Origin of the sequence: Streptomyces sp. NPDC052020 (genome assembly GCF_040680575.1) — a bacterium.
GTDB lineage: Bacteria > Actinomycetota > Actinomycetes > Streptomycetales > Streptomycetaceae > Streptomyces.
In genome coordinates this window covers 234,741-260,429 of sequence record NZ_JBFAWY010000007.1, presented here as the reverse complement: position 1 = coordinate 260,429, position 25,689 = coordinate 234,741, and the positions used below count along the sequence as shown (strand labels likewise).

Genomic DNA, 25,689 nt, shown 5'->3' with positions numbered 1-25,689 from the left:
GCGCCGCTGACGCACCCGTCACCGGCGACGGCACCCTCAGGAATGAACGGCGGCGGCCGCGAGTGGACGGGACGGCCCCCGGTGAGCGGCGACGCCCGTGGTACGGCGAACGCGCCCGCGCCCGGCGGGTTTTGCCGGCCTCACGGTTCGACCGTACGCGCCGACCGGGCCCAGTAAGGTGACCGTGCATGTCGTTCGCTCATCAGAAGGGGCCCTTCACCATGGCTGACGTACAGGACAGCACTGCGGGGACGCAGGACGAGGACGTCAGGGCTCGAAAGGAGAGGGAGCGGGACGAGCTGTACGCGCTGGACATCTCTGATGTCGAGTGGCACAGCGCGCCCGGCACCGAGGAGCACGAGGAACGCGTCGAGATCGCCTACCTTCCGGGCGGAGCGGTGGCCATGCGGTCCTCCCTGGATCCGGACACCGTGCTGCGCTACACGGAGGCGGAGTGGCGGGCCTTCGTACTCGGCGCCCGCGACGGCGAGTTCGACCTGGAGCCCGCACCGCACAACGGAGGGCTCGCCGCGGAATAGCGCGCGAGGCCGGGCCGCGCCCGGCGGGCAGGACGGCCCGTCACGGGCTCGGAGGACCGGCGCGGGCGGGGCCGGACGGCGCCCGGGGAAGGCGGCGGTCACACGGGGGCGAGCGCACGGCGGACGGGCCTGCCCCGCTGTCCCCTGCGGCGTTTACGCTTGACGAGGGTGCGACGGCAGAACCCACGGTGGGTTGTTCGCGTCCACAGCCGAACCAGACGGATCGGACAACAGGAACGGTCGCCCCCGGCCCGCCACATGAGTGCCCGTACGGCACGAGGGTGCTCGACCACACCAGGAGGAATTGTGCACAGCGATCGGGACGGGATGCGCGTGGGCTGGACCACGCCCAGCGATGACCAGTCCGACGCAGAAGCGGCCGTCGAGACGACGGGCGAGTTCACCATCGACTACGCCGCGCCCGCCTGGTACACGCAGAGCGCGTCGACCGGCGGAGAGCAGACCGCGCCCGCGCCCGCCCCCGCGCACAATCCTGGTCCCGCCGACACGTCCGGTTCCGGGCCCGCGGCTCCGCCCGCGCCCGCGGTCCCGCCCGCGTCCGCCGGCGCGCCGGCTCCCGGACCGGGCCCCGTTCCGGGTCCGGGTCCGGCCGCTGGTCCCGGTCACGTTCCCGGCCCGGGTCAGGTTCCCGCTCCCGGCCCCGTGCCCGGCTCGGGGTTCGGGCCGTCCGCGGGTGCGGGCGCTGTGACACCTCCTCCTCCCACCGGGAGCCCCATCGCGGCTCCCTCGCTGCCCGCGCCGGACTCGTTCCCGCCGGCACCCCCCGAGGCGCCCGGGACGTCCGCCGCCCCGGCGCCCGGCGGTCCGGGCCCCGCCACCGCTTCCGCCGGCGGGCAGGCGGGCGGCCCCGCCGACGCCGCGGTGAACGGCGCCCCCGAAGGTGCCGCCGCGTCGTCCGGCGCGGCGGCGGACGAGGCGTCTTCCGGGCCCGCCGGTGAGACCGCGCCCGCGCCGGCCGACGCGCGGGCGGCGAGCGGGTCGGAGGCGTCCGCCGGCCCCGCCGCGCCGGGCGCCCCCGACCCGAGCGGCACGGGAGCCACGGCCGGCGCCGGCGACCAGGAGACGGCGGAACCGGGCACGGACGACGGTGCCGCCGCGGCGGCTGCCCGGCCGGAGCCGCACGGTGCCGAGGGGATAGCCGCACCGGGCCCGGAGGGCGACGGCGCGGCCCCGGAATCCGTCCCGGATGAGGGCGGCGATGCCCAGGGGGCCGAGCCGCGGGGTGCCGTGCCCGCGGGCGCCGCCCCGGCCGCGCCGCACGGCGTACCGGAGCAGACGGAGAGCCCGCAGCAGGACGCGCCGTCCGGCTGGCGGCCTCCGCCCGCGCCGGAGGGGGCTGTTCCGCCCCTCCCGCCGCAGTTCCCCTCGGCGGCTGCCGGCGGGGCGCCGGCGTCCGCGCCGCAGTGGCCGGCGGCGGCCGGACAGCCCCCGGCCGCCGGAGCCCCTCCGCAGGCGCCGCAGCCCGCGCCGGCCGGCTGGCCGGCCGCTCCCGGACAGCCCCCGGGACCGGTCCCCTCCCCGCAGGGCGGCTACGGCTTCCCCCCGTCGGCGGTCCCGACCCCGCCGGGCGGGTACGGCTACCCGCAGCAGCCCGCGCCCCAGCCGCCCCAGCCCGGATACGGCTACCCGCAGCAGCCCGCCCCCCAGCCGCCCCAGCCCGGATACGGCTACCCGCAGCAGCCCGCCCCCCAGCCGCCCCAGCCCGGGTACGGCTACCCGCAGCAGCCCGCCGCACAGCCCGGTCAGCCGCTGCCGCCTCCGGCCCAGCCGCAGGGGCAGCCGCAGCCGGGGCAGCCCCCGGTGCCGGGACAGCCGCCGCAGGCCCCGCACCCCTATGCCCAGCCGCCCGGCCAGCCCGGCGTGGACCCGCGCACCGGTGCCCCCTGGCCGCAGGCGCTCCAGCACGACCAGCGGGAGCAGATCAGCCCGGGCGCGCCGCTCGGCTACAACGCCGCCGTGGAGCTGACCTCCGACCGGCTGGTGAACAGCAAGAAGCAGAAGGCCAAGAGCAGCCGCCCCACCCCCGGCGGGTCGAGGTTCAAGCTCGGTGGCAAGAAGGAGGAGCAGGAGAGGCAGCGCAAGCTCGAACTCATCCGCACGCCGGTGCTCTCCTGCTACCGGATCGCCGTCATTAGCCTGAAGGGCGGTGTCGGCAAGACGACCACGACGACCGCCCTCGGTGCCACGCTCGCCAGCGAGCGGCAGGACAAGATCCTCGCCATCGACGCCAACCCGGACGCCGGCACGCTCGGCCGCCGGGTGCGGCGGGAGACCGGCGCCACCATCCGCGACCTCGTCCAGGCGATCCCGTACCTCAACTCGTACATGGACATCCGCCGTTTCACGTCGCAGGCGCCCTCGGGTCTGGAGATCATCGCCAACGACGTGGACCCGGCCGTGTCGACGACGTTCAACGACGAGGACTACCGGCGCGCGATCGACGTGCTGGGCAGGCAGTACCCGATCATCCTCACCGACTCGGGCACCGGACTGCTCTACAGCGCCATGCGCGGGGTGCTCGACCTCGCCGACCAGCTCATCATCATCTCGACGCCCTCGGTGGACGGGGCGAGCAGTGCCAGTACGACGCTTGACTGGCTGTCCGCGCACGGGTACGCGTCGCTGGTCTCGCGGTCCCTGACCGTGATCTCGGGGGTGCGCGAGACCGGCAAGATGATCAAGGTGGAGGACATCGTCACCCACTTCGAACAGCGCTGCCGGGGTGTGATCGTCGTGCCGTTCGACGAGCATCTGGCGGCGGGCGCCGAGGTCGACCTGGACATGATGCGGCCCAAGGTGCGGGAGGCGTACTTCGACCTGGCCGCGAAGGTGGCCGAGGACTTCGTACGGGCCCAGCAGGAGCAGGGGCTGTGGACCTCGGACGGCAATCCGCCGCCCACCATGGCTCCGCCGATGCCGGGGCAGCCGACCCCGGGCGGGCAGCCGTTCCAGGGATATCCCGGGGCCCAGCCCGGCCAGCCCTGGCAGCCCGGCCCTCAGCCCGGGTACGCCCCGCCGTACGGCCAGCCGGGAGGGGGGCAGCCGGGGCCGGCGATGCCTCCGGGGCAGTTGCCGCCTCAGCAGTAGCGCGCCGGATCGCCGGTGCTCGCCGGCCCGGGGCCCGTACCGTCTTCCGCGGTACGGGCCCCGGGCTTTTCCGCGTCCGACGGGAGGCGAGGGCCGCCGTCACGCCCTGGCCAGCGAGGCGTCAGCGGTCTCGACCAATGGCTGAAAAATGACCGTCAATTCGTTGTTTCCGCAGGCCACACGGGGTGAATGCGCCATTGACGCGTGCAACCGCCGCTGATAGACACACTCATCATCCATCCGGCACCTGATCGACCCGTCCGTCCCTGCGAACGATGACGCGAGGTCACCGACCCCATGGACACACAGACACGCAGCGTTCCGGGCCGCGTCCGGCTCCTCGCGGGCGCGGGGGCGGCGGCGCTCACCCTCACCGCCTCCCTCGCCACTCCGCTGAACCCGGCGCCCGCGCACGCACGGGCGGCCGGCGACGGCAAGAAGGTGCTGACCGTCGCGGTGGCGCAGAGCGTGGACTCGCTCAGCCCGTTCCTGGCGGTGCGCCTGCTCAGTACCAGCGTCCAGCGGCTGATGTACGAGTTCCTGACCAACTACGACCCCGGGGACGCCCGCGCCGTCCCGGGCCTGGCCACCCGGTGGGAGTCGTCGCCGGACAAGCTGACCTGGACGTACACGATCCGCTCCGACTCCACGTGGTCGGACGGGAAGCGGGCCACCGCCGAGGACGCGGCCTGGACCTTCAACAAGATGATGACCGACCAGGGCGCGGCCACCGCCAACGGCAGTTTCGTCGGCAACTTCCGGAAGGTCACCGCCCCGAGCCCCACCAAGCTGGTCATCGAACTGAAGAAGCCGCAGGCCACGATGACCGCGCTTGACGTGCCGATCGTGCCCAAGCACGTCTGGGAGAAGGTCACCGACTTCTCGAAGTTCAACAACGACACGAGCTTCCCCGTCGTCGGCAACGGGCCGTTCGTCCTCACCGGTTACAAGCCCGACAGCTATGTCCGCCTCAAGGCCAACAAGAGCTTCTGGCGCGGGGCGCCCAAGTTCGACGAGCTGGTCTTCCGCTACTACAAGGACCAGGACGCGGCCGTCTCCGCCCTGCGCAAGGGCGAGGTGTCCTTCGTCGCCGGTTCGCCCTCCCTGACACCGGCTCAGGCCGCGTCCCTGGAGGGCGAGCGGAACATCCGCGTCAACGACGCCCCGGGCCGCCGCTTCTACGCCCTGGCCACCAACCCGGGGGCCAGGGCCAAGGACGGCCGGACGTTCGGCGACGGCCACCCGTCCCTGCTGGACCAGCGGGTGCGGCACGCCCTGTTCATGGCCGTCGACCGCGAGACCATCATCGACAGGGTGTTCCGGGGGCACGCCGTCGAGGGCGAGGGCTACATACCGCCGCGCTTCTCGCAGTACTTCTGGAAGCCGTCCGCGAGCCGGAAACTGGCGTACGACCCGGCGAAGGCGGCCCGGCTGCTCGACCAGGCCGGGTACCGGCTCGACGGCGACGGCAGGCGCGTCGGCAAGGACGGCGAACCGATCACCTACCGCGTCCTGTGCCACGCCACCGACCCGAACGACAAGGCGGTCGGCAAGTACCTCCAGGAGTGGTGGGGCAAGCTGGGCATCGGCGTCCGGCTCGACTGTCTGGACAACGTCACCGACCCGTGGCTCGCCGGCAGGTACGACCTCGCCTTCGACGGCTGGTCCGTCAACCCCGACCCGGACTTCGTGCTGTCCATCCACACCTGCGCGGCGCTCCCGGCCACGCCCAAGGACACCGGCGCCACCGACAACTTCATCTGCGACAAGCGGTACGACGAGCTCTACGCCCGGCAGCTCGCCGAGTACGACCCCGCCGAGCGGGCGGACCTCGTCAAGCAGATGCAGGCGCGGCTGTACGACCTCGGCTACATGAACGTCATGGCGTACCCCAACGCGGTCGAGGCCTACCGCACGGACCAGATCGAGTCCATCACGACGATGCCGGCCAAGGCGGGCAACATCTACGGCCAGGACGGCTACTGGAGCTGGTGGTCGGCAGTGCCCGCGGACTCCGACGACTCGTCGGGCGGTTCCTCCTCGACGGGGGTCGTCCTCGGGATCGTCGGGGGTGTCGTCGTACTGGCCGCCCTCGGGGGGTTCGCGGCGCTGCGCCGCCGGGCCACCGCCGAGGACCGCGAGTAGCGGGCGATGGACTACGACCAGACGGGCGAGCGCGTACGCATGAGCGCTGACGCGGCCCTCGCGCCGGCCGGGAGCGCGCAGGCGGCAGCGTCCCGCGGGCGCGGGAGCACGGCGTATCCGCGGTACGTGGCGGGCAGGCTGGCCGGCGCGGCCGTCTCGCTGCTGGCCGTCCTCGTCACCAGCTTCTTCCTGTTCCGGCTGATCCCCGGCGACCCGGTGAAGCACATGACGGGCGGCCGCCCGGTGTCGGCGGGGCAACTGGCCGCCTACCGCGAGCAGTTCGGGCTGGACCTGCCGCTGTGGCAGCAGTTCGCCGACTACTGCGGCAAGGCGCTCTCCGGCGACCTCGGGACGTCGTACCAGTTCAACGCACCCGTCCTCGACAAGATCACCGAGGCGCTGCCGAACACGCTCCTGCTGACCGGAACCGCCTTCGTCCTCTACACCGCCCTCGGTGTCTTCCTCGGCACCCGGTCGGCCTGGCGGCACGGCGGGATCGGCGACCGGCTGCACACGGGCCTGGCGCTGACGCTGTACTCCATCCCCTCCTTCTGGCTCGGGCTGCTGCTGATCATCGTGCTGTCGGTGGGCGCCGGGCCGCTGCCCGGCCTGTTCCCGACCGGCGGCATGGAGTCGGGCGGCGAGGAGGGCTTCGCGTACGCGGTGGACGTCGCGCACCATCTGGTCCTGCCGGTGGTGACGCTGGTGGCGGTGGAGTACGGACAGACGCTGCTGGTCACACGGTCGGCACTGCTGGACGAGATGGGGAGCGACTATCTGACGACCGCGCGGGCCAAGGGGCTGCGGGACGATCTGGTGCGGCGGCGGCACGCCGTCCCCAACGCCCTGCTGCCGACCGTGACGCTGATCTTCATCAACCTCGGCCGGACCGTGGCGGGCGTGATCCTGGTGGAGACCGTCTTCTCCTGGCCGGGCCTGGGCGGGCTGTTCTACCAGGCGCTGAGCGTGCCCGATCTGCCGCTGGTCCAGGGCCTGTTCTTCGTGTTCGCCGCCGCGGTGATCCTGATGAACACGCTCGCCGACCTGATCTATCCGCTGCTCGACCCCCGGGTGGGCCGATGACGAGCGAGATGCCCGAGACGACCGGGACGACCGCCACGAGTGCGCGCGCGCTGGCCCGGCGACGGCGCCGCGCCTCCGCCGCGCGCTTCTGGCGGCAGTACCGCACCCACCGGGCCGGTCTCTTCGGCCTGGCCGCACTCGTACTCTTCGCGCTGCTGGCCCTGGCCGCGCCGCTGCTCGTCGGCTCCGACGTGAGCAACGTGACCGACGCGCCGGGCCGGCCGATGCAGAGCCCCAGCGCCCGATTCCCCCTGGGCACCGACCAGTTCGGGCGCGACCTGCTCGGGCTGCTGGTGTGGGGCGCGCGGGTCTCGCTGCTGGCCGGGCTGCTCGCCGCGGTGCTCTCGGTCGCGATCGGCACGCTGATCGGTGTCACGGCCGGGCACTTCGGCGGCTGGTACGCGACGGTGATCATGCGGGTCACCGACTGGTTCCTGGTGATGCCGACGCTGGTCCTGGCGATCGCGCTGGCCACCGTGATGTCCCGCTCGCTCACCACGATCGTGGTGGCGATCGGCGTGACGACCTGGCCGACGACGGCCCGGCTGGTGCGCGCGCAGACGCTGGCGGTGGAGACCCGGCCCTACATCGAACGCGCGAAGGCGCTCGGCGGCGGGCACCGGCACATCATGACCCGGCACGTCCTGCCCAACGTCATGCCGCTGGTGCTGGCCCAGACCACCCTGATCATCTCCTCGGCCATCCTCGCCGAGGCCACCCTCGCCTTCCTCGGCCTCGGCGATCCGACGGTGGTGTCGTGGGGCGGGCTGTTGCAGGACGCGCGGGAGGCGGGCGCGGTCAGCGCCGGGCACTGGTGGTACCTGGTGCCGCCGGGCGTCGCCATCGCGGTGGTGGCGCTGGCGTTCACGCTGTGCGGGCGGGCCGTGGAGTCCGTCCTCAACCCCAGGCTGGGGGTGGCGCGGTGAGCCTGCTCGACGTCAGGGACCTGACGGTGACGTACGCCGGTGGCGCGGCCGCCGTCCGCGGGGTGGACCTGCGTCTGGAGGCGGGCCGGAAGCTCGGCATCGCCGGGGAGTCGGGCTGCGGCAAGTCCACGCTGGCGCTGGCGCTGCTGCGGCTGCTGCCGTCCGGGACCCGGATCACCGGGGAGATCCTGCTCGACGGCGAGGACGTGCTGACGATGAAGTGGGGCCGGGTGCGGGCGGTCCGCTGGGCCGCGGCCTCCATCGTCTTCCAGGGCGCGATGCACTCCCTCAACGCCGTGCACCGCGTCGGCGACCAGATCGCCGAGCCGGTCCTGCTGCACCGCAAGGCGACCCCGGCCGGGGCCCGGAAGCGGGCCGGCGAACTGCTGGAGCAGGTGGGGCTGCCCGCCGCCCGCGCGGACGCCTACCCGCACGAGCTTTCCGGAGGGCAGCGCCAGCGCGTCATGATCGCGATGGCGCTGGCCTGCGACCCGCGGCTGATCATCGCGGACGAGCCGACCACCGCGCTCGACGTGATGGTCCAGGCGCAGATCCTCCGGCTCATCCAACAGCTCGTCGCCGAGCAGGACCTGGGCCTGATCATGATCAGCCACGATCTCGCCGTCCTCGCCGGCACCTGCGACCGGCTCGCCGTGATGTACGCGGGGCGCGTGGTCGAGGAGGGCCCGGCCCGGCGGGTGTACGAGGACGCCCGGCACCCGTACGCGCGGGCCCTGTCGGCCGCGTTCCCCCGGATCGGCGACCCGGCGTCGCGGTTCGCGCCGCGCGGGCTGGCGGGGGATCCGCCGGACCCGGCGGCCGTGCCGCCCGGGTGCGCGTTCCATCCGCGGTGCCCGGTGGCGCTGGAGTCCTGCGCCGCCCAGGACCAGGTGCTGCGCGGCACCGGGACGCACGGGCGGGCCGCGTGTGTGCACGTCGCCGGGGAGCCGGCCCGGGAGCCGCAGAAGTCCGAGGAAGCGAGGCGCACCACCCCATGACCACCTCCCCCGCCGCCCCCGGCGCCCCCGGTGCTTCGGGCGGCAGCGAGGCCGCTCCCCTGCTCAGCGCCCGGGGCCTGCACGTCGCCTTCCCCGGCCGGCGCGGCGCCCCCCGGGCCCGCGCGGTCGACGGTGTCGACCTCGACATCCGCCCCGGCGAGATCGTCGCCCTGGTCGGCGAGTCGGGCTGCGGGAAGACCACGCTGGCCCGCTCTCTGCTGGGCCTGGTCGAACCGACCGGCGGCCGGGTCGTCTTCGACGGCCGTCCGCTGGAGTACTCCGCCCGGTCGCTGAAGACCTACCGCAAACGCGTTCAGCTGGTGCTCCAGGACCCGAGCGGCTCGCTCAACCCGCGGCACACGGTCTACGACGCGGTCGCCGAGGGCCTGCGCGTCCACGGCTACGGCGGTGACGAGCGGGCGGCGGTCGCCGGGGCCCTGGCCCGGGCCGGGCTGCGGCCCCCGGAACGCTTCTTCCTGCGCTACCCGCACGAGTTGTCCGGCGGGCAGCGCCAGCGGGTCGTCATCGCCGGCGCGCTCGTCCTGGAGCCCGAACTCCTCATCGCGGACGAGCCGGTGGCCTCCCTGGACGCCTCGGTGCGCGGGGAGATCCTCGCCCTGCTGCTGCGGCTGCGCACCGAACTCGGGCTCTCCGCGCTGGTGGTCACCCACGACCTGGGGCTGGCGTGGAACATCGCCGACCGGGTCGCGGTGATGTACCTGGGCCGGATCGTGGAGACGGGCGCGGTGGAGCAGGTGCTGACGGCGCCCCGGCACCCGTACACCCGGGCCCTGCTCTCGGTCCTCCCGGAAGCCCCGGGCGACCCGGTGGTCCTCACCGGCGAGCCCCCGGACCCGTCCCGGATCCCCGCCGGCTGCCGCTTCCACGTCCGCTGCCCGGTCCTGGCGAGCGGCGCGGCCGAGCGGTCCGGTGTCGCCGGCGCGTGCCGCGCCCGGGACCCGGAGGTCCTCGACGGAAGCGGGACGGCCCAGGTGGCGTGCCACTGGGCGCATACCGGGTCTGGCCAGGATCGGTCGTTCACACCGCGAGCCCGGGGTGAACCCGCGGCAGACTAGTGCCGCACCAGGCAACGTTCACCCTGTCGCGGCGCCCGGCACGCTCCCCCAGGCTCTTCGAGCAGGGGGGATCCCACTCGCCGCACCGGCCGAAAGCCCGAGTACGTCCAGTACGAGGACTTGCCGGCACTCCCCCCAGCCTTCGGCCAGGGGTTCCCAGAGCACGCACCGGACGCCGCTCCTTGACGGGCGAACGTTGCCTGCCGCGGCACTACGGCCTGTCGGCCTCGGCCACCAGCCGGCGGCAGCGCTCGACGTCCTCGGCCATCTGCTCCAGCAGCGCCTCGAGCGTGTCGAACTTCGCCTGGCCCCGGACGAAGGCCAGGAAGTCGACCGCGACGTGCAGCCCGTACAGGTCGAGCCCCACGCGGTCGATGGCGTACGCCTCCACCGTGCGCTCGGTGCCGTCGAACTGCGGGTTGGTGCCGACGGAGATCGCGGCCGGCATCACCTCGCCCTGGGCGTGCAGCCAGCCGGCGTAGACGCCGTCGGCCGGGATGGCGGTGTGGGGCAGGGTCTCCACGTTCGCCGTGGGGAAGCCCAGCTCGCGGCCCCGCTGGGCGCCGCGGACGACCACGCCCTCGACCCGGTGCGGGCGGCCCAGGATCTCGGCGGCGCCCGCGACGTCCCCCTCGGCGACCAGGCGCCGGGTCAGGGTCGAGGAGAACGGCTCGCCGCCGCCCGCCTCGCCGCTCACGTACAGGTCGACGACCTCGACCTCGAAGTCGTAGGTCTTGCCCTGTTCGGCGAGGAACTCGACGTTCCCGGCGGCCTTGTGGCCGAAGCGGAAGTTGGGGCCCTCCACGACGGCCCTGGCGTGCAACTTGTCGACCAGCACCTTGACGAGGAAGTCGGCCGGGGACAGCTTGGAGAACTCGGTGGTGAAGGGGAGGATGAGGACGGCGTCCACACCCAGCTCGGCCATCAGCTCCGCACGGCGGTGGTGCGGGGCGAGCAGCGGCGGGTGGCTGCCGGGGCGCACGACCTCGCTGGGGTGCGGGTCGAAGGTCACGACGACGGCGGGCACGCCGAGCTCGCGGGCGCGGTGCACGGCATGCCGGATGATCAGCTGGTGACCGCGGTGCACTCCGTCGTAGGAGCCGATGGTGACGACGCTGCGCCCCCAGTCCTGGGGGATGTCCTCCAAGCCACGCCAGCGCTGCACTGTGACTGCTCCTTGTCGAGTACTCGTCGAACCCGTGTCCGCGATTTACGCCTCTACGCAGGTCTAAGGGTGCCATGCCACGCTCCTCACGCCCGCACCGGCATGGGCGGTGTGACCGGGTGCACGCAACCGGACCCGGGGTCCGGTCACGGCCCGGCGCCGCGCCCCGGTCAGCCGGCCCGTCACGCGGGCGGCGCGGCCGGGGCCGGCCCGCGCCCGGTCGCAGCGGGCGGCGCCGTCCGGCGCGCGGGCGAGGAGGGCGGCGGTGCGGTGCGGGAGGCCGCGCGGGCCGTCCGGCGGTCGGCGGTCGGTGATCGGCGAGGAGAGATCATCTGCCGAACGCGCCCCCTTCCGCTCCCCCGGTTCACTCCGAGCGCCTGCCCGGACGGGTGACCAGAGCGGGGGTGATGGATACACCCTAGGGGTGGGGGAACCGAGGGGGGACCGTGGAGCGGCGGCGGAGAAGTCCCCGTGGCCGCCGCTCCACGGGGGGACCGGCCGCGGCCCGGGAGGCGGGGGCGTCTCAGCCGAAGACGGCGAGGCTCTTGGCCTTGCCCCGGTGGTGCTCGACGAGGGCCAGGAAGCGGTCCCCGGGGCCGAAGACGGCCACCGCGCCGGCGCCCGCGTACTCGTCGGGCATCTCCAGCCGTACCCCGTTGACGAGCAGCCGGGCGCGCCGGTCGTCCACGTCCCAGCGCGGGAACGCGGCACCGGCCGCCTCGGCGAGCGGCAGCATGGTCAGCTCCTGCTGGAGCTGGTCCAGGGTGCGCGCCGCGTCCAGCTTGTAGGGTCCGACGCGCGTGCGGCGCAGGGCGGTGAGGTGGCCGCCGACGCCCAGGTCCGCGCCGAGGTCGCGGGCGAGGGCGCGGATGTAGGTGCCGGAGGAGCAGACCACCGACACCACCAGGTCCAGCACCGGGGTGCCGTCCTCGGCGACGGCGTCGCGGACGTCGTACACGGCGAAGGAGGAGACGGTGACGGGCCGTGCGGGGATGTCGAACTCCTCGCCCTCCCGTGCCCGCTTGTAGGAACGCACGCCGTCGATCTTGATGGCGCTGACCTTGGACGGGACCTGCATGATGTCACCGGTCAGCTTGGCCACCCCGGCGTCGATGTCCTCCCGCCTGATCTTGGAGGCGTCGGTGGACGCGGTGACCTCGCCCTCGGCGTCGTCCGTGATCGTCGTCTGGCCGAGGCGGATGGTGCCGAGGTACTCCTTCTCGGTGAGGGCGAGGTGCCCGAGGAGCTTGGTGGCCTTCTCCACGCCGAGGACGAGGACACCGGTGGCCATCGGGTCGAGGGTGCCGGCGTGCCCGACGCGCCGCGTCCGGGCGATGCCCCGCATCTTGGCGACGACGTCGTGCGAAGTGAAGCCCGACGGCTTGTCGACGATGACAAGGCCGTCGGGCGGGGTGTGCTTGGCGGTCATTCGGCGGTGTCGTCCGTCTCGTCTGCGGGCTTCTTGTACGGGTCGGCCCCGCCGGCGTAGGAGGCGCCCGCGGACGCCTCGCGCACTTTCTCGTCGGACTGCCGCGCCTTGTCGAGGAGGTCCTCGATGGTCCGGGCGGTGTCCGGCAGGGCGTCCATGACGAAGGTGAGGGTCGGCGTGAACTTCACGCCCGCCGCCCGGCCCACCTCCGAGCGCAGGATGCCCTTGGCGCTCTCCAGACCGGCGGCCGCGGCCTTGCGCTCCTCGTCGTCCCCGTAGACGGTGTAGAAGACGGTCGCCTCCCGGAGGTCACCCGTGACCCGGGTGTCCGTGATGGTGACGTGAGAGCCGAGCCGCGGGTCCTTGATCCCGCGCTGCAGCTTCTGGGCCACCACCTCTCGGATGAGGTCCGCCAGCCTCTTAGCCCGCGCGTTGTCGGCCACTGGTCCGTCTCCCGTTCTTTCTGCTCTTCGTTTCGTGCATGGGTCGGCTCGGTCGTCAGTCGTCGTCGCCGTGGAAGCGCCGTCTGACCGACAGCAGTTCCACCTCGGGGCGGCCGGCGACCAGCCGTTCGCACCGGTCCAGGATGCCGGTCAGATGCCCCGCGTCGGCGGAGACCGCCGCGAGGCCGATGCCGGCCCTGCGGTAGAGGTCCAGATGATCCACCTCGGCGACGCTCACCGCGTACTTGCGCTGGAGCTCGGCGACGATCGGGCGGACGACGGAGCGCTTCTCCTTCAGCGAATGTACGTCGCCGAGGAGGAGGTCGAAGGACAGCGTCCCCACATACATGTGCAACCGGTTCACCCGCCGGTACGGGATCGATGGCCCTGCCATCCGTATGGACAGGGACATCAAGAACGGTACCCCGAACGCGCCCGGGGGCTCGACGGAGTTTCCGCCGCGCCCCGGATACGCCCGGGGACGCGGCACTGGCCGACGGGAACGATGTCCCGTCGGCCAGTGCCCACCGTCGGCCGGAGGTTACGCCCGCGGCTTCTCGCGCATCTCGTACGTCGCGATGACGTCGTCGACCTTGATGTCGTTGAAGTTTCCGAGGTTGATACCGCCCTCGAAGCCTTCGCGGATCTCGGTGACGTCGTCCTTGAAGCGACGCAGACCCTCGATGTTGAGGTTCTCCGCGATGACCTTGCCGTCGCGGATGAGGCGCGCCTTGCTGTTGCGGCGAACCTCGCCGGAGCGGATGAGCACACCCGCGATGTTGCCCAGCTTGGACGAACGGAAGACCTCGCGGATCTCCGCCGTGCCGAGCTCGACCTCCTCGTACTCCGGCTTGAGCATGCCCTTGAGGGCCGCCTCGATCTCCTCGATCGCCTGGTAGATGACCGAGTAGTACCGGACGTCCACGCCCTCGCGCTCGGCCATCTGCGCGGCACGCCCGGCGGCGCGCACGTTGAAGCCGATCACGATGGCGTCCGAGCCCATCGCCAGGTCGATGTCGGACTCCGTGACCGCACCGACGCCGCGGTGCAGGACGCGGATGTCGACCTCTTCGCCGACGTCCAGCTGGAGCAGCGAGGACTCCAGGGCCTCGACGGATCCGGACGCGTCACCCTTGATGATCAGGTTCAGCTGCTGGACCTCGCCGGCCTTGAGCACCTTGTCCAGGTCCTCCAGGGAGACGCGGCGCGTGCGCTTGGCGAACGCGGCGTTCCGCTCGCGGGCGGCACGCTTCTCCGCGATCTGGCGGGCCGTACGGTCCTCCTCGACCACGATGAAGTTGTCACCGGCGCCCGGGACGTTGGTCAGGCCCAGGACCTGGACCGGCATCGACGGGCCGGCCTCGGCCACGTTGTTGCCGTTGTCGTCGAGCATGGCGCGGACCCGGCCGTAGGCGTCGCCGACCACCATCGTGTCGCCGACCCGCAGCGTGCCTCGCTGGACGAGGACCGTCGCCACGGCACCGCGGCCGCGGTCCAGGCGGGACTCGATCGCGATGCCCTGCGCGTCCTGGTTCGGGTTGGCCCGCAGGTCGAGCGAGGCGTCGGCGGTGAGGACGACGGCCTCCAGCAGGGAGTCGATGTGCAGCCCCTGCTTGGCGGAGATGTCGACGAACATGGTGTCGCCGCCGTACTCCTCGGCCACCAGACCGTACTCGGTGAGCTGACCGCGCACCTTGGTCGGGTCGGCACCCTCGACGTCGATCTTGTTGACCGCGACCACGATCGGCACGTCGGCCGCCTTGGCGTGGTTCAGGGCCTCGACCGTCTGCGGCATGACGCCGTCGTTGGCCGCCACGACGAGGATCGCGATGTCCGTCGACCGCGCACCGCGGGCACGCATGGCGGTGAACGCCTCGTGACCCGGGGTGTCGATGAAGGTGATCCTGCGCTCTTCGTCGTTGACCTCGGTCGCGACCTGGTAGGCACCGATGTGCTGGGTGATGCCGCCGGCCTCGCCCGCGATGACGTTGGTCTTGCGGATCGCGTCGAGCAGTCGGGTCTTACCGTGGTCGACGTGACCCATGACGGTCACCACCGGCGGACGGACGACCAGGTCCTCCTCGGAGCCCTCGTCCTCGCCGAACTCGATGTCGAAGGACTCGAGCAGCTCGCGGTCCTCCTCCTCCGGGCTGACGATCTGAACGGTGTAGTTCATCTCGCCGGCAAGGAGCTCCAGCGTCTCGTCGGAGACGGACTGGGTCGCGGTGACCATCTCGCCGAGGTTCATCATGACCGCGACGAGCGACGCCGGGTTGGCGTTGATCTTCTCCGCGAAGTCGGTGAGCGACGCACCGCGCGACAGGCGAATGGTCTCGCCGTTGCCGCGGGGCAGCATCACGCCGCCGACCGACGGGGCCTGCATGGCCTCGTACTCCTGACGGCGCTGCCGCTTCGACTTGCGGCCGCGACGCGCGGGACCGCCGGGACGGCCGAAGGCGCCCTGCGTGCCACCACGGCCACCGGGACCGCCGGGACGGCCGCCGAAGCCGGGACGGCCACCGCCGCCGCCGCCGAAGCCGCCACCGCCGCCGGGACGGCCGGCGAAGCCGCCGCCACCGCCCGGACGACCGGCACCGCCACCGCCGCCGGGACGGCCGGCGAAGCCGCCACCGCCGCCGGGACGGCCGGCGCCGCCGGGACGGCCCGCACCGCCCGGACCACGGCCGCCGGGGCCGGGACGCGGGCCGGCAGCGGGACGCTGCGGCATCATGCCGGGGTTCGGACGCGGGCCGCCGGGACCGGCGGGACGCGGACCGCCCTGCGGACGCGGCATCGAGCCCGGGGTCGGACGGGGACCGCCCGGAGCCTGCGGACGCGGACCGCCGCCCTGGGCCCCGCCGGGACCCTGCGGACGCGGGCCGGCGGCACCGCCGGGCGCGGCCGGACGCGGCGCCTGCGGGCGGGGCGCCTGGGGGCGCGCCATGCCGGCGTTGCCACCGGAGGTGAAGGGGTTGTTGCCCGGACGCGGACCGGCCGGACGGGCGCCCGGACGGGGCGCGGAGGCGCCGGGGCGTCCGCCGCCCTGACCGCCGGAACGGCCCTGGCCGCCCTGCTGGCCCTGACCGGCACCCGGACGGGCGCCGGGCTTGGGAGCGCCGGGACGGGCGCCACCGGGCTTCGGCGCGGCCGGAGCCGCCGGGGCGGACGGCGGAGCGGTGAACTCCGGAGCCGCGGGGGCCGGACGCGGCGCGGGCTTGGGGCCCGGCGTCGGACGCGGACCGGGGGTGGCCGGCGCGGACGCCGACGGGGCCGTGGGCTGCTGGGCGGCCGCGGGCTTGGGGGCGGCCGGCCGCGGGGCAGCCGGACGTGCCGCCTGCGCCGGGGCCGGCGCGGCGGGCTTGGGGGCGGCCTTCTTCGGGGCCGCGGGCTTGGCGGCGGACTTGCCGTTGCCGCCCTGCTGGAATGCGTCAGTCAGTTTGCGTACGACAGGCGCTTCGATCGTCGAAGACGCCGAACGGACGAATTCACCGAGTTCCTGGAGCTTGGCCATGACGACCTTGCTCTCCACACCGAACTCCTTGGCGAGTTCGTATACCCGGACCTTAGCCACTTCGCTCCTTTGAGGTCCGGGTTGCGTCCGGACCGTCGCTAGTTCATGGGCGTACTCATCGCGTACTCATCGAGTGCTCATCGCAATCTCGACCTGCTTTCGACTCGCGAGGTACCAGACCGCACGGGGTTCCGTGCGGCACGTCTTCCTTACCAGGTTGCCCTCAGCAACCCTGTGCCTGCTCGACGTGATGGCGCAACGCCTTTATGTCGAGCGGTCCCGGGACGCGCAGTGCCCGCGGGAACGCCCGGCGGCGAACCGCCTGATCGAGACAGACCGTGGCGGGGTGTACGTACGCACCCCGGCCGGGCAGCGTACCGCGAGGATCGGGGACGCATGCGCCCTCGACCACCACGATACGCAGCAGTTCGTTCTTGACCGCTCGCTCCCGGCACCCCACACAGGTGCGCTCAGGGCATGCGCGGGCACGCGTCCGGCCAGACACCTTCTTCAGTCTACCTCCCCGGGCCGACCTCACCCCTTCGGGGGAAGGATCGAACACGTGGCGCGCTGAACCTGTCGTGATCTCAGCGCTCCACGGCCCGGATTCATTCCCCGATCGGCCCAACGATCTCTTTCCCGGCCGGTCGCCGGGCTATTCCGCCGGCTGCTCGGTGTCCGGGCGGATGTCGATGCGCCAGCCGGTCAGCCGGGCCGCGAGCCGGGCGTTCTGCCCTTCCTTGCCGATCGCCAGCGACAGCTGGTAGTCGGGCACGGTCACGCGCGCGGACCGGGACGCCATGTCCACGATCTCCACCTTGGAGACGCGGGCGGGCGAGAGGGCGTGCGCCACCATCTCGGCCGGGTCCTCCGACCAGTCGACGATGTCGATCTTCTCACCGTTCAGCTCGCCCATGACATTGCGCACACGGCCGCCCATGGGGCCGATGCAGGCGCCCTTGGCGTTCAGACCGGAGCGGGTGGAGCGGACGGCGATCTTGGTGCGGTGACCGGCCTCACGGGCGATCGCGGCGATCTCGACGGACCCGTCGGCGATCTCCGGCACCTCCAGGGCGAAGAGCTTCTTCACCAGATTGGGGTGGGTCCGCGACAGCGTCACGGACGGGCCGCGCACCCCCTTGGCCACCCGCACCACGTACGACCGCAGGCGCATGCCGTGCGGGTAGGTCTCGCCGGGGACCTGCTCCTGCACGGGCAGGATGGCCTCCAGCTTGCCGATGTCGACGAGGACGTTCTTCGGGTCGCGGCCCTGCTGGACCACGCCGGTGACGATGTCGCCCTCGCGGCCGGCGTACTCGCCGAGCGTCGCGTCGTCCTCGGCGTCGCGCAGCCGCTGCAGGATGACCTGCTTGGCGGTGGTGGCGGCGATACGGCCGAAGCCGGACGGGGTGTCGTCGAACTCGCGGGGCTCCCGGCCCTCTTCGAGGTCGTCGGGGTCCTCCTTCGCCCACACGGTCACATGCCCGGTCTCCCGGTTGAGCTCCACGCGCGCGTGCCGGCGGCTTCCCTCGGTGCGGTGGTAGGCGATGAGGAGGGCGGACTCGATCGCCTCGACCAGCAGGTCGAAGGAGATCTCTTTCTCCCGTACCAAGCCCCGCAGGGCGCTCATGTCGATGTCCACGGCTACGCCTCCTCTTCCTTCTTGTGGGACGTGTCGTCCTTGCGGTTGAACTCGACCTGCACGCGCGCCCGGGCGATGTCGCCGAAGGCGAGTCTGCGTGCGGTGGGCTTGCGCCCCTTGACCCCGGGGACCTCGACGTCGACACCGTCGCCGTCGACGGTCAGGATTCTGGCCACCAGTTCGCCGCCCTCCGCCAGCTGGAACTTCACCAGCCGGCCGGTGGCGCGCACGTAGTGCCGGTGTTCCGTGAGGAGGCGTTCCGCGCCCGGGGTTCCCACTTCGAGGGTGTACTCGCCCTCGCCCATCGCGTCCGTCTCGTCGAGCCTCGCCGAGAGCGCGCGGCTCACATCGGCGATCCGGTCCAGGTCGGCACCGGTGTCGGAGTCGACGACGACGCGCAGCACCCGCTTGCGTCCGACCGAGTCCACCGCGATCTCCTCGAGATCCAGACCCTGGGAGGTGACGAGCGGTTCCAGCAGTTCTCGCAGCCTCTCGCTCTGGGTGGTGCTCATCCGGGTGACTCCTCGGCCGCGTGTGCTGTTGTGGGATGGTCGCGTGTCTGGTCAAAGGGTATCCGGTCCGGGAGGGTGTTGCCGTCCACCCGGGCAGCGCGGCGGCGGCGAGCGGTGGCGCCGAGTGGTGCGGGGCGGGCGCCCGGGTACCGTGATCACGGACGGGCCTGTCGCGTCCCGATCGCTTCGAGTCGCTTTGGGTTCCATCCCTTCTGTCTGTCGTTCGCTGTCAACTCCCCTTTTGGCGCATTCGTTTCGTATTTTCTGTCGTATTTTCTATCGCATTCGTTTCGCACGAGTTCCCGAGGACGTCTGCCGTGCCGCCGTTCACCTCATCGCCGCGCACCCGCCGGGGGCCGCGCAGAAGGAGTCTGCTCGCCTCGGCCGCCGGGGCCGCCCTGCTCGTGGGCTGCTCGTCCGGTCCCGGTTCCGACGGCACGGGCGGCAGCCCGCCGGCCGCCGCCCGGGTGCGCGCGCGGGCCGCCCGCGACAGCGAGCGGCTGGCCGCCCGGTACGACGCGGTGATGGCCGCGCATCCCGGGCTGGCCGCGCGGCTGCGGCCGTTGCGGGAGGAGGTCGTGCGGCACGCGGAGGCGTTCGGCGGAACCGTGGCCGCCCCGCGGACGTCCCCGGCTCAGGCGGCACCGCCCGTTTCCCCGCCGCCCGGCGTGCCGGGGAACGAGAAGGACGCTCTCGCCGGACTCGCCGCGGCCGAGCGGGAGCTGACCGGGCGGCGGACCGGGGCGCTGGCGGGCGTGCCGGGCGAGCTGGCGCGGCTGCTGGCCTCCGTGGCGGCGGCCGGGGCGGCGCATGTGTATCTGCTGACGGAGGGTGACGGGTGAGCGAGGCGAGGGACCGGGAGCTGGACGCCCTCCAAGCGGCGCTGGCGGCCGAGCACGCGGCGGTGTACGGCTACGGAGTCGTGGGCGGCCGGATCGGCGCTGAGCGGCGCGCTCAGGCGCGTGCGGCCTTCGACGCGCACCGGGCGCGCCGGGACGCGCTGGTGCGCCAGGTGCGGGACCGGGGCGGTGAGCCGGTCGCCGCGGCCGCGGGCTACGCGCTGCCCTTCCCGGTGCCGGACGCGGCCGCGGCGGTGCGACTGGCGGCCGAACTGGAGGACAGGGTGGCCGGTGTCTACTCCGACCTGGTGCGCGCCGCCGCGGGCGAGCGGCGGGCCGCGGCGGCGGACGCGCTGCGGGAGGCGGCGGTCCGGGCCGTCCGCTGGCGCGGCGAGAGCGTAGCCTTCCCTGGTCTCGCCGAGCGGGCCGACGCCGGCCCGCCGGTCTCGGCGGCACCGACGGCGTGACCCGTACGGGGCACCCGTACGGCAGGAGACGTACGGCAGGACACGTACAGCAGCAGGACACGTACGGGAGGACACGTACGGAACGCGCCCTTCGGGACTCCGGGACCGGGACGGCGCCGACGGGACGGACACGTACGGGAAGGGAACGGCTCGCGCATGGCATTCGAACCGCCGCGGCGCCTGGTCAGGGCGCTCGGTGAGACGGCACCGGACGGTGACGGCTGGCTGGAGCGGCTGCCCGGGCTGGCGCGGCAGGCCGTCGCGCTACGCGAGTTGACCGTCGAGCGGGTACAGGTGCCCGGCGGGCGCAGCAGCCTGGTCGTGCTGGTGCGGCGGGCGGACGGGTCACCGGCCGTGCTGAAGCTGGCCCCGCCGCGGGCCCGTCCGGAGAGCGAGCGGGTGGCGCTCGCGCACTGGGGCGGCCGGGGCGCCGTGCAGGTGCTCGACGAGGCGGACCCCGCGGAGGGCGTCCTGCTGCTGGAACGGCTGCACCCGGACGTGTCGGTGCGGTCGCTTCCGGAGGCGAAGGCCCTGCTGGAGGCGGCGGGCACGCTGCGGCGGCTGTGGGTCGAGCCGCCCGCCGGGCACCGGTTCGAGACGGTGGCGGAGCGGACCGGGCGGCAGGCCGAGGCCATGCGGTCGGGTGCCGCGGCCGATCCGGAGGTGGCGCCGCTGGTGGAGGCGGCGCTCGCGATCCGCGAGGAGCTGCTGGCGGAGCCGCCCGAGCGGTTCCTGCTGCACGGCACGTTCCGGCAGAGCAAGGTACTGGCCGGGGACCGGATGCCGTGGCTGGCCGTGGGGCCGGATCCGGTGGTCGGCGAGAGCGCCTTCGACCTGGCGCGGCTGGTGCGGGACCGGGTGGAGGACCTGATCGCGCGGCCGTCGGGCGCGGCGACGACGCGGCGGCGGGTCAAGCGGCTCGCGGAGTCCCTGGAGGTCGACCAGGAGCGGCTGCGCGGCTGGACGCTGTTCCGGGCGGTGGAGTCGGGCGTACGGGCCCGCCGAGTCGGCCGGGAGAGGGACGCGGAGCTGCTGCTGGAGTTCGCGGGCTGGCTCTGAGGGCCGCCGGGCGGGGGTCCGGGACCCGTCGCCCGCGGGACGGGCGGGAATGTGCCGCGGGCCCTGGACGCGGCGGAAGGGGGGCGCCCGCGGAGTGCGGGCGCCCCCTTCCGTCTCGGCTCAGGCCGTCAGGCGGGCGATGGCCTCCTCGACCGGCAGTTCCTCGCGCTCGCCGGTGCGGCGGTCCTTGAGCTCGACGACGCCCTCGCCGGCGCGCCGTCCGGCGACCAGGATCGTCGGGACGCCGATCAGCTCGGCGTCGGTGAACTTCACGCCCGGGGAGACACCGGCCCGGTCGTCGACCAGGACGCGGATGCCGGCGGCGGCCAGCTTGCCGGAGACGTCAAGCGCCAGCTCGGTCTGGAGGGCCTTGCCGGCGGCGACCACGTGGACGTCGGCCGGGGCGACCTCCCGGGGCCAGACCAGGCCCTTGTCGTCGGCGTGCTGTTCGGCGAGCGCGGCGACGGCGCGGGAGACGCCGATGCCGTAGGAGCCCATGGTGACGCGGACCGGCTTGCCGTTCTGGCCGAGGACGTCCAGCTTGAGGGCGTCGGCGTACTTGCGGCCCAGCTGGAAGATGTGGCCGATCTCGATGGCGCGGTCCAGCTTGAGGCCGGTGCCGCACTTCGGGCAGGGGTCGCCCTCCTGGACGACCACGACGTCGACGTACTCGTCGACCTCGAAGTCGCGGCCCGCGACGACGTTCTTCGTATGCGTGCCGGGCTTGTTGGCGCCGGTGATCCAGGCGGTGCCCGGGGCCACCCGCGGGTCGGCGAGGTAGCGGACCTTCTCCAGGCCCTGCGGGCCGACGTAGCCGCGGACGAGCTCGGGGCGGGCCGCGAAGTCCGTCTCGGTGACCATCTCGACGGCCGCCGGGGCGAAGTGGGCCTCGACCTTGTCCAGGTCGACCTCGCGGTCGCCGGGGACGCCGACGGCGACGATCTCGCCGTCGACCTTGACCAGGAGGTTCTTCAGGGTGGCGGAGGCGGGGACGCCGAGCGCGGCGGCGAGGGTCTCGATGGTGGGGGTGTCCGGGGTCGGGATGTCCTCGGCGGCGGGCACCCCGGAGGCGTCCACCGGCTTCAGCTCGTAGGTGATCGCCTCGGTGTTGGCGGCGAAGTCGCAGTGCGGGCAGTCGGCGAAGGTGTCCTCGCCGGCCTCGGCCGGGGCGAGGAACTCCTCCGACTTGGAGCCGCCCATGGCGCCGGCGGTGGCGGCGCAGATGCGGTAGTCGAGACCGAGGCGCTCGAAGACGCGCTGGTACGCCTGGCGGTGCAGGGCGTAGGACTCGGCCAGGCCCTCGTCGGCGACGTCGAAGGAGTAGGAGTCCTTCATCAGGAACTCGCGGCCGCGCAGGATGCCCGCGCGCGGGCGGGCCTCGTCGCGGAACTTGGTCTGGATCTGGTACAGGATGACCGGCAGGTCCTTGTAGGAGGACGCCTGGTCCTTCACCAGCAGGGTGAAGATCTCCTCGTGGGTGGGGCCGAGGAGGTAGTCGCCGCCCTTGCGGTCCTTCAGGCGGAACAGTTCGGGGCCGTACTCGTCCCAGCGGCCGGTCGCCTCGTAGGGCTCGCGCGGCAGCAGGGCGGGGAGCAGCACCTCCTGGGCGCCGATCGCGTCCATCTCCTCGCGGACGATGCGCTCGACGTTGGCGAGGACCTTCTTTCCGAGCGGGAGCCAGGTCCAGATGCCGGCGGCGGTGCGGCGGACGTAGCCGGCGCGGACGAGCAGCTTGTGGCTGAGGACCTCGGCGTCCGCCGGGTCGTCGCGCAACGTCTTCGCCAACAACTGGGACATGCGCTGGACCGGTGCGTTCGCCATGGTTCTCGTATCTCCTGCTGCTGGGGGTCCCCCTGGTTCGGGCGGCGCCGGGAGCCTGGGGAGGGTGATGGCAAACGAGGTTAGCCGGGCGGTTGGGCGCGGCGGAAATCGGCCGGGAGTTCAGCGCCCGCGCAGCGGGAGGGGGGCGCCCATCACGGCGTAGGGCTTGGCGGCGCTGGGGAAGACGACCTGGCGGGCGAGGTCCCGGTAGCCGAGGGAGCGGTACAGGGCGCGGGCCGGGCTCTCGGTGTCGATGGCCGACAGGATGGAGCGGGGCTCGGTGGCGCTGTCGGTGATCGTGGTGATCAGGGTGCGGCCGATGCCGCGGTTCTGGTGGTGCGGGTGGACGTGCAGCTCGGTGATGACGAAGGAGTCGTCGAGCCACTCCTCGTGGTCCTGGGCGCGCAGATAGGGCTCGACGACGGTGGACCACCAGTGGGCGCGGTCGTTGGGCATGCCGTAGACGAAGCCGACGAGGTCGCCTCCGACGGTGGCGCCGAGGGCGCGGGCGCCGGGGTAGGTCATGTGGCGCAGGACGATCTGACGGCGTACGGCGACCTCGTCGGGGCCCAGGCCGAAGGCGGCGGCCTGGACCGCGAGGGCTTCGTCTACGTGGGCGGGCAGGTCCAGGGGGCCGATCACGAGGTCCATGGCGGGGAGCCTACCCGCGTGCGCCGGGCGCATGGCGGCGAAGTCCCCGCTCGTCAGAACAGCACGCTCATGAACGCGCCGGCCTCCTGGAAGCCGACCTTGCGGTAGGCGCGGCGGGCGGGGGTGTTGAAGTCGTTCACGTACAGGCTCACCACGGGGGCCACCTCGGTCAGCGCGTACCGCAGGACGGCGGCCATGCCGGGGGCCGCCAGGCCCCGCCCCCGGTACTCGGGGGCCACCCACACGCCCTGGATCTGGCAGGCGCGGTCGGTCACGGCACCGATCTCGGCCTTGAAGACGACCTTGCCGTCGGCGTCGAAGCGGGCGAAGGAGCGGCCGGAGCCGACCAGTTCGGCGACCCGGGCCTGGTAGAGCAGGCCGCCGTCGCCGGCCAGCGGGGAGACGCCGACCTCCTCGGTGAACATCGCGACGCACGCCGGCATGATCGTCTCCATCTCGTCCTTGCGGACGCGGCGGACGTAGGGGTCCGGGGCGACATCGGCGGGCATCCGGTCGGCGATCATGAGGGGCTGGCGGGCGCGGACCTCGCGGGCCGGGCCCCAGCCGGGTTCGAGCAGGCGCCACAGCTGGGCGGTGGGCTGGGCGGGGCCGACGATGGAGGAGCAGCGGCGGCCGGCGCGGCGGGCCCGGTCGGCGAAGGCGCGGACGGCGCGCGGGGTGGCGCAGAGGGGGACGAGGTTGGCGCCCGCGTAGCACAGGGACGTCAGTATGCCGTCCTCGTACCAGCCCCACATCTCACCGCCCAGGCGCCAGGGGTCGAGGCCGGCGACCCGCACGCGGGACGTCACGAAGGCGTTCGCGACCGGCTCGCGGTCGAGGACGGCGAGCGCGGCGTCCAGGTCTGCCGGTTCGAGCACGCGGGAGGTGGTCTGCGTCAACACGGTGCGGGGCCTCACCTCGAAGGTCGCTGATTTTCGCACTGTACCTGCCATAAAACGGCGGCGCCGCCCCCGGGGGCGGCGCGGAACGGGCCGGGGGGCGGCACGGGACAGGCCGAGGAGCGGCGCGGGACGGGCAGGGGGCGGGCGGGGACCGACCGGGAGAGTCAGCCGGCGACGGACACCGACGGCTCGCCGGAGGCCACGCCGTCCTTCTCCATCTGCTCGGCCAGCTTCATGGCCTCCTCGATCAGCGTCTCGACGATCTTGGACTCGGGGACGGTCTTGATGACCTCGCCCTTGACGAAGATCTGGCCCTTGCCGTTGCCGGAGGCGACGCCGAGGTCGGCTTCGCGGGCCTCGCCGGGGCCGTTGACGACGCAGCCCATCACGGCGACGCGCAGCGGGACGTCCATGCCGGTCAGGCCGGCGGTGACCTCCTCGGCCAGCTTGTAGACGTCGACCTGGGCGCGGCCGCAGGACGGGCAGGAGACGATCTCCAGGCCGCGCTGGCGCAGGCCCAGCGACTGGAGGATCTGGAGGCCGACCTTGACCTCCTCCACCGGAGGAGCGCTCAGCGAGACGCGGATGGTGTCGCCGATGCCCTGCGAGAGCAGCGCGCCGAAGGCGACCGCCGACTTGATCGTGCCCTGGAAGGCGGGACCGGCCTCCGTGACGCCCAGGTGGAGGGGGTAGTCGCACCGCTCGGCGAGCTGGCGGTACGCCTCGATCATCACGACCGGGTCGTTGTGCTTCACGGAGATCTTGATGTCGCGGAAGTCGTGCTCCTCGAAGAGGGACGCCTCCCACAGGGCCGACTCGACCAGCGCCTCGGGGGTCGCCTTGCCGTACTTCTGGAGCAGCCGCTTGTCCAGCGAGCCCGCGTTGACCCCGATGCGGATCGGCGTGCCGTGGTCCTTGGCCGCCTTGGCGATCTCCCTGACCTGGTCGTCGAACTTCTTGATGTTGCCCGGGTTCACCCGCACCGCAGCGCACCCCGCCTCGATCGCGGCGAAGACGTACTTGGGCTGGAAGTGGATGTCCGCGATGACCGGGATCTGCGACTTGCGCGCGATGACCGGGAGCGCGTCGGCGTCGTCCTGCGTGGGACAGGCGACGCGGACGATCTGGCAGCCGGACGCCGTCAGCTCCGCGATCTGCTGGAGCGTGGCCCCGATGTCCGACGTACGGGTCGTGGTCATCGACTGCACCGAGACGGGCGCGTCCCCGCCGACCGCCACGGACCCGACCTGGATCCGCCGGCTCTTGCGGCGCTCGGCGAGCTTGGTCGGAACGGACGGCATGCCGAGAGAAATCGCAGTCATCTGCTGTGCAACCCCAAGTCGTGGATCAAGGTCCGGTCCCGTCAGCGGGCG

The 25,689-nt window shown here is 73.2% G+C and carries 22 protein-coding genes; 10 read left to right on the top strand and 12 right to left on the bottom strand.

Annotated elements, in window-relative coordinates:
* Positions 1–221 precede the first annotated feature (221 nt).
* From AB0L74_RS09955 to AB0L74_RS09925, 7 genes are all read left to right on the top strand, one after another.
* The gene (locus AB0L74_RS09955) at positions 222–539 is read left to right on the top strand and encodes a DUF397 domain-containing protein (RefSeq protein ID WP_365648073.1); all 318 of its coding nucleotides are present in this window, start codon (positions 222–224) and stop codon (positions 537–539) included.
* A gap of 306 nt (positions 540–845) precedes the next feature.
* On the top strand, positions 846–3,647 hold the full coding sequence (locus AB0L74_RS09950; RefSeq protein ID WP_365648070.1) for an SCO5717 family growth-regulating ATPase: 2,802 nt from the start codon (positions 846–848) through the stop codon (positions 3,645–3,647).
* A gap of 297 nt (positions 3,648–3,944) precedes the next feature.
* Positions 3,945–5,792, top strand: coding sequence for an ABC transporter substrate-binding protein (locus tag AB0L74_RS09945; protein WP_365648067.1), 1,848 nt, complete (start codon positions 3,945–3,947; stop codon positions 5,790–5,792).
* A gap of 39 nt (positions 5,793–5,831) precedes the next feature.
* Positions 5,832–6,875, top strand: coding sequence for an ABC transporter permease (locus AB0L74_RS09940; protein ID WP_365648196.1), 1,044 nt, complete (start codon positions 5,832–5,834; stop codon positions 6,873–6,875).
* On the top strand, positions 6,872–7,801 hold the full coding sequence (locus AB0L74_RS09935) for an ABC transporter permease (RefSeq protein WP_365648064.1): 930 nt from the start codon (positions 6,872–6,874) through the stop codon (positions 7,799–7,801). The genes AB0L74_RS09940 and AB0L74_RS09935 overlap by 4 nt, the downstream gene beginning before the upstream one ends.
* Positions 7,798–8,799 (top strand): ABC transporter ATP-binding protein, encoded by a 1,002-nt coding sequence (locus tag AB0L74_RS09930; RefSeq protein WP_365648061.1) that lies wholly within the window; start codon positions 7,798–7,800, stop codon positions 8,797–8,799. The genes AB0L74_RS09935 and AB0L74_RS09930 overlap by 4 nt, the downstream gene beginning before the upstream one ends.
* Entirely contained in the window at positions 8,796–9,875 is a 1,080-nt protein-coding gene (locus AB0L74_RS09925; RefSeq protein WP_365648058.1) for an ABC transporter ATP-binding protein, read from the top strand. Before AB0L74_RS09930 ends, AB0L74_RS09925 begins: the two co-directional genes overlap by 4 nt.
* 211 nt (positions 9,876–10,086) lie before the next feature.
* Here AB0L74_RS09925 and AB0L74_RS09920 read toward each other — a convergent pair whose 3' ends face one another.
* The 8 genes from AB0L74_RS09920 to rimP all read right to left on the bottom strand — a co-directional run bounded on the left by AB0L74_RS09920 (position 10,087) and on the right by rimP (position 18,577).
* Complete coding sequence (locus tag AB0L74_RS09920) at positions 10,087–11,040, bottom strand: bifunctional riboflavin kinase/FAD synthetase (protein WP_365648055.1); 954 nt, start codon at positions 11,038–11,040, stop codon at positions 10,087–10,089.
* A 523-nt stretch (positions 11,041–11,563) separates the two neighbouring features.
* Complete coding sequence (gene truB, locus AB0L74_RS09915; RefSeq protein ID WP_365648052.1) at positions 11,564–12,469, bottom strand: tRNA pseudouridine(55) synthase TruB; 906 nt, start codon at positions 12,467–12,469, stop codon at positions 11,564–11,566.
* On the bottom strand, positions 12,466–12,912 hold the full coding sequence (gene rbfA, locus AB0L74_RS09910) for a 30S ribosome-binding factor RbfA (RefSeq protein ID WP_365648050.1): 447 nt from the start codon (positions 12,910–12,912) through the stop codon (positions 12,466–12,468). Before rbfA ends, truB begins: the two co-directional genes overlap by 4 nt.
* A gap of 55 nt (positions 12,913–12,967) precedes the next feature.
* Complete coding sequence (locus tag AB0L74_RS09905; RefSeq protein ID WP_365648193.1) at positions 12,968–13,261, bottom strand: DUF503 domain-containing protein; 294 nt, start codon at positions 13,259–13,261, stop codon at positions 12,968–12,970.
* Positions 13,262–13,453: 192 nt separating this feature from the next.
* A complete protein-coding gene (infB, locus tag AB0L74_RS09900) occupies positions 13,454–16,483 on the bottom strand; it encodes a translation initiation factor IF-2 (protein WP_365648047.1) in 3,030 nt (1,009 codons plus the stop codon).
* A 163-nt stretch (positions 16,484–16,646) separates the two neighbouring features.
* A complete protein-coding gene (locus AB0L74_RS09895; protein WP_365648044.1) occupies positions 16,647–16,928 on the bottom strand; it encodes a YlxR family protein in 282 nt (93 codons plus the stop codon).
* A gap of 150 nt (positions 16,929–17,078) precedes the next feature.
* Positions 17,079–18,065 (bottom strand): transcription termination factor NusA, encoded by a 987-nt coding sequence (nusA, locus tag AB0L74_RS09890; protein ID WP_365648042.1) that lies wholly within the window; start codon positions 18,063–18,065, stop codon positions 17,079–17,081.
* A 2-nt stretch (positions 18,066–18,067) separates the two neighbouring features.
* The gene (gene rimP, locus AB0L74_RS09885) at positions 18,068–18,577 is read right to left on the bottom strand and encodes a ribosome maturation factor RimP (RefSeq protein ID WP_365648039.1); all 510 of its coding nucleotides are present in this window, start codon (positions 18,575–18,577) and stop codon (positions 18,068–18,070) included.
* Between the two features lie 317 nt (positions 18,578–18,894).
* On the opposite strand from rimP, the gene AB0L74_RS09880 reads away from it, so the two are divergent.
* The 3 genes from AB0L74_RS09880 (at position 18,895) to AB0L74_RS09870 (ending at position 20,942) form a co-directional block, all read left to right on the top strand.
* The gene (locus tag AB0L74_RS09880; protein ID WP_365648037.1) at positions 18,895–19,419 is read left to right on the top strand and encodes a hypothetical protein; all 525 of its coding nucleotides are present in this window, start codon (positions 18,895–18,897) and stop codon (positions 19,417–19,419) included.
* Positions 19,416–19,883: a ferritin-like domain-containing protein gene (locus tag AB0L74_RS09875; protein ID WP_365648035.1), complete on the top strand. Its 468-nt coding sequence runs from the start codon at positions 19,416–19,418 to the stop codon at positions 19,881–19,883. Before AB0L74_RS09880 ends, AB0L74_RS09875 begins: the two co-directional genes overlap by 4 nt.
* A gap of 156 nt (positions 19,884–20,039) precedes the next feature.
* On the top strand, positions 20,040–20,942 hold the full coding sequence (locus tag AB0L74_RS09870; RefSeq protein ID WP_365648033.1) for an aminoglycoside phosphotransferase family protein: 903 nt from the start codon (positions 20,040–20,042) through the stop codon (positions 20,940–20,942).
* A gap of 120 nt (positions 20,943–21,062) precedes the next feature.
* Here the strand turns inward: AB0L74_RS09870 and AB0L74_RS09865 are convergent, their stop codons facing one another.
* The 4 genes from AB0L74_RS09865 to ispG all read right to left on the bottom strand — a co-directional run bounded on the left by AB0L74_RS09865 (position 21,063) and on the right by ispG (position 25,638).
* On the bottom strand, positions 21,063–22,763 hold the full coding sequence (locus AB0L74_RS09865) for a proline--tRNA ligase (RefSeq protein ID WP_365648030.1): 1,701 nt from the start codon (positions 22,761–22,763) through the stop codon (positions 21,063–21,065).
* A gap of 120 nt (positions 22,764–22,883) precedes the next feature.
* Positions 22,884–23,414, bottom strand: a complete 531-nt coding sequence (locus AB0L74_RS09860; protein ID WP_365648027.1) for a GNAT family N-acetyltransferase — start codon at positions 23,412–23,414, stop codon at positions 22,884–22,886.
* A 53-nt stretch (positions 23,415–23,467) separates the two neighbouring features.
* Positions 23,468–24,316: a GNAT family N-acetyltransferase gene (locus AB0L74_RS09855; RefSeq protein WP_365648024.1), complete on the bottom strand. Its 849-nt coding sequence runs from the start codon at positions 24,314–24,316 to the stop codon at positions 23,468–23,470.
* Positions 24,317–24,480: 164 nt separating this feature from the next.
* Positions 24,481–25,638, bottom strand: coding sequence for a flavodoxin-dependent (E)-4-hydroxy-3-methylbut-2-enyl-diphosphate synthase (gene ispG / locus AB0L74_RS09850; protein WP_365648021.1), 1,158 nt, complete (start codon positions 25,636–25,638; stop codon positions 24,481–24,483).
* Between the last annotated feature and the right edge of the window lie 51 nt (positions 25,639–25,689).

Bases quoted from the DNA above. Each gene is read 5' to 3' on its own strand.
- AB0L74_RS09955 (WP_365648073.1), top strand. From the start codon at position 222: ATGGCTGACGTACAGGACAGCACTGCGGGGACGCAGGACGAGGACGTC.
- AB0L74_RS09945 (WP_365648067.1), top strand. From the start codon at position 3,945: ATGGACACACAGACACGCAGCGTTCCGGGCCGCGTCCGGCTCCTCGCG.
- AB0L74_RS09940 (WP_365648196.1), top strand. From the start codon at position 5,832: ATGAGCGCTGACGCGGCCCTCGCGCCGGCCGGGAGCGCGCAGGCGGCA.
- AB0L74_RS09935 (WP_365648064.1), top strand. From the start codon at position 6,872: ATGACGAGCGAGATGCCCGAGACGACCGGGACGACCGCCACGAGTGCG.
- AB0L74_RS09925 (WP_365648058.1), top strand. From the start codon at position 8,796: ATGACCACCTCCCCCGCCGCCCCCGGCGCCCCCGGTGCTTCGGGCGGC.
- truB (WP_365648052.1), bottom strand. From the start codon at position 12,469: ATGACCGCCAAGCACACCCCGCCCGACGGCCTTGTCATCGTCGACAAG.
- AB0L74_RS09905 (WP_365648193.1), bottom strand. From the start codon at position 13,261: ATGTATGTGGGGACGCTGTCCTTCGACCTCCTCCTCGGCGACGTACAT.
- rimP (WP_365648039.1), bottom strand. From the start codon at position 18,577: ATGAGCACCACCCAGAGCGAGAGGCTGCGAGAACTGCTGGAACCGCTC.
- AB0L74_RS09870 (WP_365648033.1), top strand. From the start codon at position 20,040: ATGGCATTCGAACCGCCGCGGCGCCTGGTCAGGGCGCTCGGTGAGACG.
- AB0L74_RS09865 (WP_365648030.1), bottom strand. From the start codon at position 22,763: ATGGCGAACGCACCGGTCCAGCGCATGTCCCAGTTGTTGGCGAAGACG.
- AB0L74_RS09860 (WP_365648027.1), bottom strand. From the start codon at position 23,414: ATGGACCTCGTGATCGGCCCCCTGGACCTGCCCGCCCACGTAGACGAA.
- ispG (WP_365648021.1), bottom strand. From the start codon at position 25,638: ATGACTGCGATTTCTCTCGGCATGCCGTCCGTTCCGACCAAGCTCGCC.